Origin of the sequence: Pauljensenia hongkongensis, assembly GCF_001746855.1 — a bacterium.
Taxonomy (GTDB): Bacteria; Actinomycetota; Actinomycetes; order Actinomycetales; family Actinomycetaceae; genus Pauljensenia; species Pauljensenia hongkongensis.
On the sequence record NZ_CP017298.1, the window covers coordinates 1705764 to 1714287 of the forward strand.

Below are 8524 nucleotides of genomic sequence, written 5' to 3' on the forward strand. Positions count from 1 at the left end.
GGGCGCCTCGAAGGCGGCGTGGGCGCTGGAGGGGTCGTCGACCACGCGCGCGCCGAAGCGCTCGAGCAGGTCGACGAGGGCGCGGGGGTGGGCGGGGCCGGCCCCGGGCGCGAGGACCGTGAAACGGCGGCCGGGGACCAGCATGTTCGTCGCCGAGGCGTAGGCGCGCACAGCGGTTTGCGCCCACGCGCGCGGATCGGGGGTCGTCATGCCCCGACGCTAGCACTCCGGGCACCCCCTTGACCCGCGTCAGGGGAGTCTCAGGGGGGAACGGGGGTGGCACCCAGTACCCCGTCCGGAGCGGATGTAGTTGAGTGGTGGGCATGTCAACGAACACTCCGGCCAACGGCGCGATCACCGCTCAGGGACTCGTCAAAACCTACATGCGGGGCCAGAGCCCCGTCCATGCCCTCGCGGGCATCAACCTCTCGCTCCCCCAGGGGACGCAGGTCGCCATCATGGGGCCGTCGGGCAGCGGGAAGACCACGCTGCTCCACTGCCTGGCGGGGGTGCTGCGCCCGACTGCGGGGAGGATCACCGTCGGGGGCGTGGAGACCACTTCCCTGTCCGAGCGCGCCATGTCCGCCATGCGCCTGCGCTCCTTCGGCTTCGTCTTCCAGGACGGGCAGCTGCTGCCCGAGCTCCCCTGCGAGGAGAACATCGCGATGCCCCTCATGCTGGCCGGTGCGGCCAAGGCGGAGGCCATCGCGAAAGCGCGCTCGATCCTGGCCAACCTCGGCCTCGACGGGGCGGGGCGCGCGCGGCCGGGGCAGCTCTCCGGCGGGCAGGCGCAGCGCGTCGCCATCGGGCGGGCGCTGGCCACCGATCCGGCCGTGATCTTCGCCGACGAGCCGACGGGCGCCCTCGACCAGGCGACCGGGGCCGAGGTCATGGGCCTGCTCACCAGCGCGTGCTCGGCGACCGGCGCGACGCTCATCCTGGTCACGCACGACGCCGGGGTCGCCTCGCGGGTCCCCCACACCATCCACATGCGCGACGGCCTCATCGACATGGAGGCGTCGCGATGAACCCGGTCCTCGCAGCGGCCAGCGCGATCCTGAGGGGCAGGGACCGCGCGACATCGGTCCTCACGGTCATCGCCTTCGCCCTGCCCCACGCGGTGTTCCTGGCGGTCCTGGGCGGGGTGGGGGCCTTCCAGGCGCGCGCCTCCCGCTTCGACGCGGCCTACTCCGAGCAGATGGGCCAGGGGGGCGGGACCATGTACACGGCGCTCGCCTACTTCGCGGCCACGCTGCTCATCGTCCCGATCCTGTCGATGGGCGCCGCCGCCGCCCGCCTGGGAATGAGCAGGCGCGCCCACGACCTCGCCGTCCTGCGGCTCATCGGACTCGGCCCGGGCGCGGCCAAGCTCGCCTGCGTCGTCGAGACCGCCGCGCACGCCGGAGCGGGGGTCGTCGTGGGCTCCGTGCTCTACGCGGTGACGCTGCCCGCATGGGGGCTCATCGCCTTCCAGGGCTGGCCGATGGGCGCCTCCGAGATGTGGGTCGGTGTCCTGCTGCTGCTGGGCGCCGCCCTGGCGATCGTCGTCCTGGCCGCGCTGTCCGCCTGGTTCGGCATGCGCAAGGTCGCCATCACCCCCCTGGGCGTCACCCGGCGCCAGAAGGCCGACAGGGTCACCCCCATCGGCGTCGTCATGGGCGCCGTGCTCCTGGTCGTGTGGATGACTGCCGGGTCGAAGCTGATGGACGCGGGCTTCGCCATCGGCATGGCCGCGCTGTTCGGCTTCCTGGCGGCGATCTTCCTGATCGTCAACCTCATCGGTGTGTGGAGCGTGTCCCTGCTGGGCCGCCTCATCGCCGCCGTCGCCCGCCGCCCCCAGACGGTGCTCGCCGGACGGCGCCTCGTCGACGACCCCCGCAGCCTGTGGCGCTCCTTCGGGCCGGTCGCCCTGGTCGGCTTCCTGGTCGGAGTCCTCTACCCGATTCTGTCCGTCGTCGGGGGGATGGCCGGAGACGATCCCGTGAGCCGCATGGTCGGCGACGACATGCTCAGGGGCATGATCCTCACCTTCTGCATCGCCCTGGCGCTGGGTGCGATCTCCACCGCCGTCAACCAGGCGATCCGCGCCATCGACTCGGCGGAGCAGGCCCGGGCGCTGTTCCGCATGGGCTCGCCGTTGGCCTTCATGGACCGCGCGCGCCGGATCGAGATCGGGGTGCCGGCGCTGCTCATGATCCCCGGGTCGATGCTGATCGGATTCCTCTTCATCATCCCCATAGCAGGTCAGGCCGGGCTGTGGGGCACCCTCGGCGCCCTCCTGGCCACCGCGCTGGGCGGGGTCGCCCTGATCCTCGCGGCCTCGGAGTTGTCCGCCCCGCTGCGGCGCGCGATCCTGGAGGAGGCGCGCGAGAGCAACGAGTAGGGTCCGAAGACGGCTGGGAAATTGTGTGGCCCCAGCTGGACCGGCACTGCGGCGCGCCGCAGTGCCGGTCTTTTCGCCGCGATAACCGGCCTTTCTGCCGGACCGCTCGAACATTACCGGGAAATCTCGGGAATCGGCCAACCCCGGTGTTAGCCTGGCCAGAACCATCCGCAGATGGAAGAAAGGTGAACAGTCATGGCGCTGAACGCACAAGGAAGCACCAGGCGCGTGCTCACAACTGTCACGGCTCTGGCGCTGGGCGTCGGCCTGGTCGCACTGCCCGGGGTCGCAAGTGCCGCTGACGCCTCGTCCGCCGCGGCCGCCCAGGCGACTGCCGGCCGCACGGGGCCGCAGGCCGACGCCGACGGCGTGTGGAAGCAGGACTCCAAGGGCTGGTGGTACCGGCTCCCGGACGGCTCCTACCCAGCCGGAACCGACATGGTCATCAACGGGGTGGAGTACACCTTCGACGCCGAAGGCTACATGCGCACCGGGTGGGTGCGCTCCGCCGAGGGCTGGCGCTACTACCACCCCTCGGGCGCCCGGGCCGGCGAGGGCTGGGTGCAGGACGGCGGAACGTGGTACTACATGAAGGGCTCCCCCGCCGTGGCCCATACGGGCGGCTGGCTCGAAGTGGGGGGCGCGTGGTACTACATGGACTCCAGCGGCGCCATGGCCACCGGCTGGGTGAAAGTCGGCGAGGACTGGTACTTCATGCAGCCCTCCGGCGCCATGGCCACGGGCTGGCTCCAACTGGGGGACACGTGGTACTACTTGCAGTCCAATGGGGTGATGGCCTACGGGATCGTCGAGGTCAACGGCGTCCCCCACGCTTTCGAGATCAATGGGGCCTGGGTGGGCGCATGGGACGGGACCGAGAGCGAGGACGTCGCCCCCTAGGGCCCGTCTCCGAATGGGCGCGGCCGTCCTAATGCCCGCGGACCGGCCGTGTTCTCCCCGGGTCCGCTCCTCGCCCCTTCGTGGCGCCGCGCACTAGGGGGCCAGGCGAACACAGCGCCGCGCGCAGGGGCTTGGTTCCGCCCGTGTGCGCGGTGCTGCGTTCCGTGGACCGGGGTCCTTGTGCGCGTACCCGGGGGGGCGGCCTGGGGAGGCGGTGCTGCTATCGCTCGCGGGCCGCCAACGGCGCGAGTCGTCGACACGGACGCGCGGGCCCCGGCCGTATCCCCGCTCCGCTCACCGTTGGAACCGGAGTCGGAGTCTTCGTCGTCGTGTGTTAGCCAAAACACTTATGTCCGCTATAGGTTTGGTGGTAATGTGGGCGCCATCCTACAAAGATGTGGAGAAAGGTGATCCGTTATGGCACTGACAACACGAGGCCGCGTAGGGCGTTTGATCGCGGTCGTGACAACTCTCGCCCTGGGCGTTGGCCTGGGCGCTCTCTCGGGGGTTGCGAACGCCGCTGACGCCTCGTCCGCCGGGATCGCCCAGTCGGGCGACCTCCCCCCGCAGGATCCCGCGCCCGTCAAGGGAACGTGGAAGCAGAACGCCGCGGGCTGGTGGTGGTACGAACTGCCGGACGGCTCCTACCCCGCCGGCGTCGACATGACCATCGACGGGGCCGAGTACACCTTCGACGACTGGGGCTACATGCGCACCGGCTGGGTGCAGGAGGCCGGCGGCTGGCGCTACTACCTGCCCTCGGGCGCCCGCCTCACCGGTGGCTGGGTGCAGGTCGGCGGCAGCTGGTACTACGTGGAGCCCAGCACCAAGTTGATGGCCACGGGCTACACGATCATCAACAACACCGCCTACTACCTGGACGACACCACAGGCGCGATGGTCACCGGCTGGAAGAAGATCGGCGAGAAGTGGTTCTACTTCGACTCCGACGGCGCCCCGAAGACCGGCTGGCTCGCGGGGAGGCGGGGCGCCTGGTACTATCTCGACGGTGACGGCGCCATGCTGACCGGCTGGGCGTATATCAACTTCCAGACGTACTACCTGGACGAGAACACCGGCGTGATGGCCCAGGGCTGGAAGAAGATCGCCGACAAGTGGTACCACTTCGACACGTCCGGAGGGATCAGCACCGGATGGGTCACGAGCGGCCAGTCCTGGTACTACGTCGTCAATGGCGAGATGGTCAAAGGTTGGTTGTTCAATAACTACCACTGGTACTACCTGGCTGATAACGGCGTGATGGCCACGGGTTGGACGAAGGTCGGGGACGAGTGGTTCTACCTGTACTCCGGCGGGTCGATGGCCACGGGCTGGCTGCAGCAGGGCAGCACCTGGTACTACCTGCGGCCCAGTGGTGTGATGGCAGCCAACGATGTCGTGGAGATCGACGGCGTACCGCACATCTTCGGCCCTGACGGCGCCTGGCAGGGCGTCTACAAGGAGAAGCCCCCAGTGGAATGAGCCGCACCGGGGCCGCCGGGTCTCTGGGCCATCCCAGTGCCCCGGCGGCAACCGGGCATGACTTGGCGGGGCGGCGGCCGGGCAGCCCTGGGCAGTCGTTCCCACTCATCGGGCCCTGCCTGCGCGTTCTCGCCGAACCGTCCCGGGGTGGGGCCCGCGTGGGATCACCGTGCGGGCCCCACCCGTGTCCCCGCGCCCGTGCCGGCCGTGCTCCCCGCGCTGATCATGGGCAGCGCCGTGGGGTCCGCCATCCACTCCCGTGCGGGCGGCCAGTGCGTTCCATGGGGCTGCTTCGCGGACGGTCCGCCCCGTTCACCGTTGGAACCGGAATACGAAGCGTTGTCGTCGCACGTTGTCCAGAACACCTATGTCCGCTGTAGGTTTGGTGGTAACGTGAATGGCGTACGACGATGTGGAGAAAGGTGGTCCGTTATGGCACTGACAACACGAGGCCGCGTAGGGCGTTTGATCGCGGTCGTGACAACTCTTGCCCTGGGTGTCGGCCTGGGTGCTCTTTCGGGGGTCGCGAACGCCGCTGACGCCTCGTCCGCCGGGGTCGCCCAGTCGGGCGACGGCCCCCAGTCCGGTCCTGCGCCCGTCAAAGGCACGTGGAAGCAGAACGCCACGGGCTGGTGGTACGAGTACCCGAACGGCGGATACCCCACGGCGGTTGACATAGTCATCGACGGGGTCGAGTACTGCTTCGACGGCAAGGGCTACATGCGCACCGGTTGGGTGCTGGCGGATGAGGGCTGGCGCTACTACTACCCGTCGGGCGCCCGCGCCGGCGTCGGCTGGGTGCTGGTCGACGGCGAGTGGTTCTTCATGGAGGGCGATCGCCCGCACGCCCGCAGCGGTGGATGGTTCGAGCTGGACGGCCTCTGGTACTACCTGGACGCCAGGGGCGCCATGGTGACCGGATGGAACAAGATCGACGGCAAGTGGTACTACCTCGACGGTGACGGCGCCATGCTGACCGGCTGGGCGTTCATCGGCTACCGCTGGTACTACCTGGACGACGGCGGTGCGATGGCCACGGGTTGGACGAAGGTCGGGGACGAGTGGTTCTACCTGTACTCCGGCGGGTCGATGGCCACGGGCTGGCTCCAGGAGGGCAGCACCTGGTACTACCTGCGGCCCAGTGGTGTGATGGCGGCCAACGACGTCGTGGAGATCGACGGCGTGGCGCACATCTTCGACGCCTCCGGCGCCTGGCAGGGCGTCTACAAGGAGAAGCCCCCGGTGGAGTAGTCGGGCGGAGGACGGCTGCCGCCGCAGCGCTCCCAGCGCCCGGGCGGCAGCGCAGTCCAGCTCGGTGGGGCGGAAGACGGGGACGGGGCCTTACCACGTGCCCCCTCCCAGTGTCCAGTCCCGCCTCGGGGCAACCGCTCCGATCCTCTTTCAAGGCCCGGGGTCCGCGCAGGAACTGCGCGGACCCCGGGCCTTGTCCCCGTGCGGGGAGCGCCTCCGCCCGCACTGGGCGTCCAGTGCTATGCCCGCGCAGTCCGGCGCTGTGGGCTCCGTGCTCCCGGTGCCCGCAGTCAGCGGCTGTTGCATTTGCTCTGCGACGGTATTCAGATAACTGTGAGTCGCGAGGGGTGCTGTCGGTAGAGCCCCGATCCGCCTCGAGTGCGGTTGGCGGTGCCCCGATCCCCTTCGGGCGCGGTGGCGACCAGGACGCTCTGGACCAACGGGGTTCCGCACTGCTTCGACTCCGGCGGATGTTGGCGGGGAGAGTGCCAGGTGTGAGGCTCCCTGGCGCTGGGACGCGGACCCCGGATCGGGGAAGCGAAGGGCCCCGCTCCTTTTGGGGGGCGGGGCCGCTTCCGTCGCGCGATCACTGGGCGCGCAGGGTCAGTGTGCGGAGGTGCTGTGCCGGGGCTGGCGCGGGAGCCGTTAGTAACGGCTGCCGATGGTCACCATGCCGGTCACAAGCAGGTAGACGAATAGGACGGCGTAGAGGATGCCGGCGATGGCGCCGATGATCCCGAGCCACCACGCCGCCTTGCCCTCCTTGCGGTCCTTGGACATGGCGGAGAACCCGTAGGCAGCAGCGGCGATGCCCAGGACGATGGAGAACTTGCCGACGAAGCCGCTCAGGGCGCTCTCGAGGCCGGAGCCGGGGTCGGCGGTCCACCACAGGGTGAAGAGGATCCACGGGACCAGGGCGAGGCCGAGCGCGCCGAGGCCGCCGGTCGAGAATCCGCCGGTGGGCGCCGCAGGGGCCGCCTGCCCGGGGGCGACGGCCGGGAGCTGGTTCGCGGGTGCGGGGAACTGCTGGGCCTGCGCGCCGGGTGCGGGGAACTGCTGGGCTTGGGCGGCGTCAGGGGCGGGGAACTGCTGGGGCTGCTGGGGGCCCTGCGCCCCTGAGGTGTTGTAGGGATTGGTGGGGTCGGACACGATTACTCCTTGTGGATCCTTTTCTCAAGCGATTACACGGTAGCAATGGTCTTACTGGGCGGTCAATATCCTCTCAAAGGGAGAACAGGCGCTCGACCACGGAAACAACGCCGCCCTCGTTGTTGGACGGGGCCACGAAACGGGCGGCGCGCACGACATCGGGATCGGCGTTCGCCACAGCGAAGGAAAGATCCGCCTCCGCCAGCATTGACAGGTCGTTGTGGAAGTCCCCGAACACCGCCGTCTGCGCCCGGGTCACGCCGAGGGCGCCCTGGAGGGCGCGCACGGCGCGGCCCTTGTCGACCCCGCGGATCTGCAGATCCGCCCAATTCGCGCCCGACACCGCGTACTGGTGCGTCGAGCGGAAACGGGCCAGCGTCGCCTCCGCGAGGGGGCTGACAGGATCCAACGAGTGCACGGCGAGCTTGACGATGGCGTCGTCCAGCTCCCCCGCCTCGATAGCGTCGAGGACGTCCAGCTGGGAGTCCACCTGGCGCGTGCGGTGGTAGTAGGGGACCACTCCTGCGACGAAGGGCTCGTCGACCCTCTCGACGTAGGCGGAGCGCTTCCCGCACATGACCAGCCCGCCGTTGACGCCGCCCGGTCCTGTCGCCGCGCGGACCAGGCGCACGGCCTCGCGCAGCGTCGGCAGGTCCAGGGGGCTCGACGAGATCTCGGCGCCGTCGCGCATGACGATCGCGCCGTTCTCCCCGATGACGGTCATACCGGGGCGGTCGGGGAACATGTCGAGCAGCGTCCAGACCTGGCGGCCGGACGCGGGGGCGAAGGTGGCGCCCCGCGCGTCCAGCTGGTCGAGCATGCGCCACAGCCCGCCGGGGAAGCGCTTCCGGTCGTCCAGGAGCGTCCCGTCCATGTCCGCGACGACGAGGCGCACGTCCGCCGGGGCGTACGCCCCGGGGTCGGTGGGCACCGCGGGGCGGGCGCTCACTCGCCGGACTTGAGGGACGCCTGCTCGGCCTCGGAATCCGGGACGAAGGCGTCGGTCTCGAGGTCGGCCCAGTACTCCTCGGCCCAGGGATCCTCGATCGGCTGGCTGCGCTTCCACAGGACGTAGCCGACGCCCGCGGCTGTCGCGGCCAATGCGACCAATCCGACGGCGCGCAGGAAACGGCGTTTACGGACCTTCGTGGTGGGGGTTGTCAGGGCCACAGTGGAAACCTCCTTGGCGCGGCGCGCACGTTCTGAAAGGGGACCGGGGGCGGACAGGGCGCTGCCCGCCTGGTTGACTGCGCGCGAAGCGCGGGGGAGGTAGTCCTCCACAAGGTTCGCGCGGGCGGACTCGATGGCGGGGCCTGCGTGCTCGACCACGCTCTTGGCGCGGGCGGCGGCCGACTCGAC

Annotated in this window: 8 protein-coding genes and 1 pseudogene; 5 read left to right on the forward strand and 4 right to left on the reverse strand. The window is 70.0% G+C overall.

What is annotated here, in order from left to right; genetic code table 11:
- Positions 1–210, reverse strand: a pseudogene (locus BH719_RS09710) (hypothetical protein); the annotation flags it as partial.
- Positions 211–323: 113 nt separating this feature from the next.
- On the opposite strand from BH719_RS09710, the gene BH719_RS07050 reads away from it, so the two are divergent.
- The 5 genes from BH719_RS07050 (at position 324) to BH719_RS10305 (ending at position 6016) form a co-directional block, all read left to right on the forward strand.
- Positions 324–1028, forward strand: a complete 705-nt coding sequence (locus tag BH719_RS07050) for an ABC transporter ATP-binding protein (protein WP_021614470.1) — start codon at positions 324–326, stop codon at positions 1026–1028.
- Positions 1025–2383: an ABC transporter permease family protein gene (locus BH719_RS07055; protein ID WP_009744127.1), complete on the forward strand. Its 1359-nt coding sequence runs from the start codon at positions 1025–1027 to the stop codon at positions 2381–2383. The genes BH719_RS07050 and BH719_RS07055 overlap by 4 nt, the downstream gene beginning before the upstream one ends.
- Before the next feature lie 228 nt (positions 2384–2611).
- The gene (locus BH719_RS07060) at positions 2612–3283 is read left to right on the forward strand and encodes a PspC-like choline-binding domain-containing protein (protein WP_009744129.1); all 672 of its coding nucleotides are present in this window, start codon (positions 2612–2614) and stop codon (positions 3281–3283) included.
- 462 nt (positions 3284–3745) lie between these two features.
- Positions 3746–4765, forward strand: coding sequence for a PspC-like choline-binding domain-containing protein (locus tag BH719_RS07065; protein ID WP_069774594.1), 1020 nt, complete (start codon positions 3746–3748; stop codon positions 4763–4765).
- Positions 4766–5242: 477 nt separating this feature from the next.
- Positions 5243–6016 (forward strand): PspC-like choline-binding domain-containing protein, encoded by a 774-nt coding sequence (locus BH719_RS10305; protein ID WP_281198266.1) that lies wholly within the window; start codon positions 5243–5245, stop codon positions 6014–6016.
- A 645-nt stretch (positions 6017–6661) separates the two neighbouring features.
- Here BH719_RS10305 and BH719_RS07075 read toward each other — a convergent pair.
- The 3 genes from BH719_RS07075 to BH719_RS10145 form a co-directional block, all read right to left on the reverse strand.
- Complete coding sequence (locus BH719_RS07075; protein WP_021614478.1) at positions 6662–7165, reverse strand: hypothetical protein; 504 nt, start codon at positions 7163–7165, stop codon at positions 6662–6664.
- A 73-nt stretch (positions 7166–7238) separates the two neighbouring features.
- Positions 7239–8114, reverse strand: a complete 876-nt coding sequence (locus BH719_RS07080) for an HAD hydrolase family protein (RefSeq protein WP_009744132.1) — start codon at positions 8112–8114, stop codon at positions 7239–7241.
- Positions 8111–8524 (reverse strand): hypothetical protein (locus BH719_RS10145; protein ID WP_009744133.1); only part of this gene is annotated, 414 nt, incomplete at its 5' end. The genes BH719_RS07080 and BH719_RS10145, both read right to left, overlap by 4 nt.

Bases quoted from the DNA above. Each gene is read 5' to 3' on its own strand.
- BH719_RS07050 (WP_021614470.1), top strand. From the start codon at position 324: ATGTCAACGAACACTCCGGCCAACGGCGCGATCACCGCTCAGGGACTC.
- BH719_RS07055 (WP_009744127.1), top strand. From the start codon at position 1,025: ATGAACCCGGTCCTCGCAGCGGCCAGCGCGATCCTGAGGGGCAGGGAC.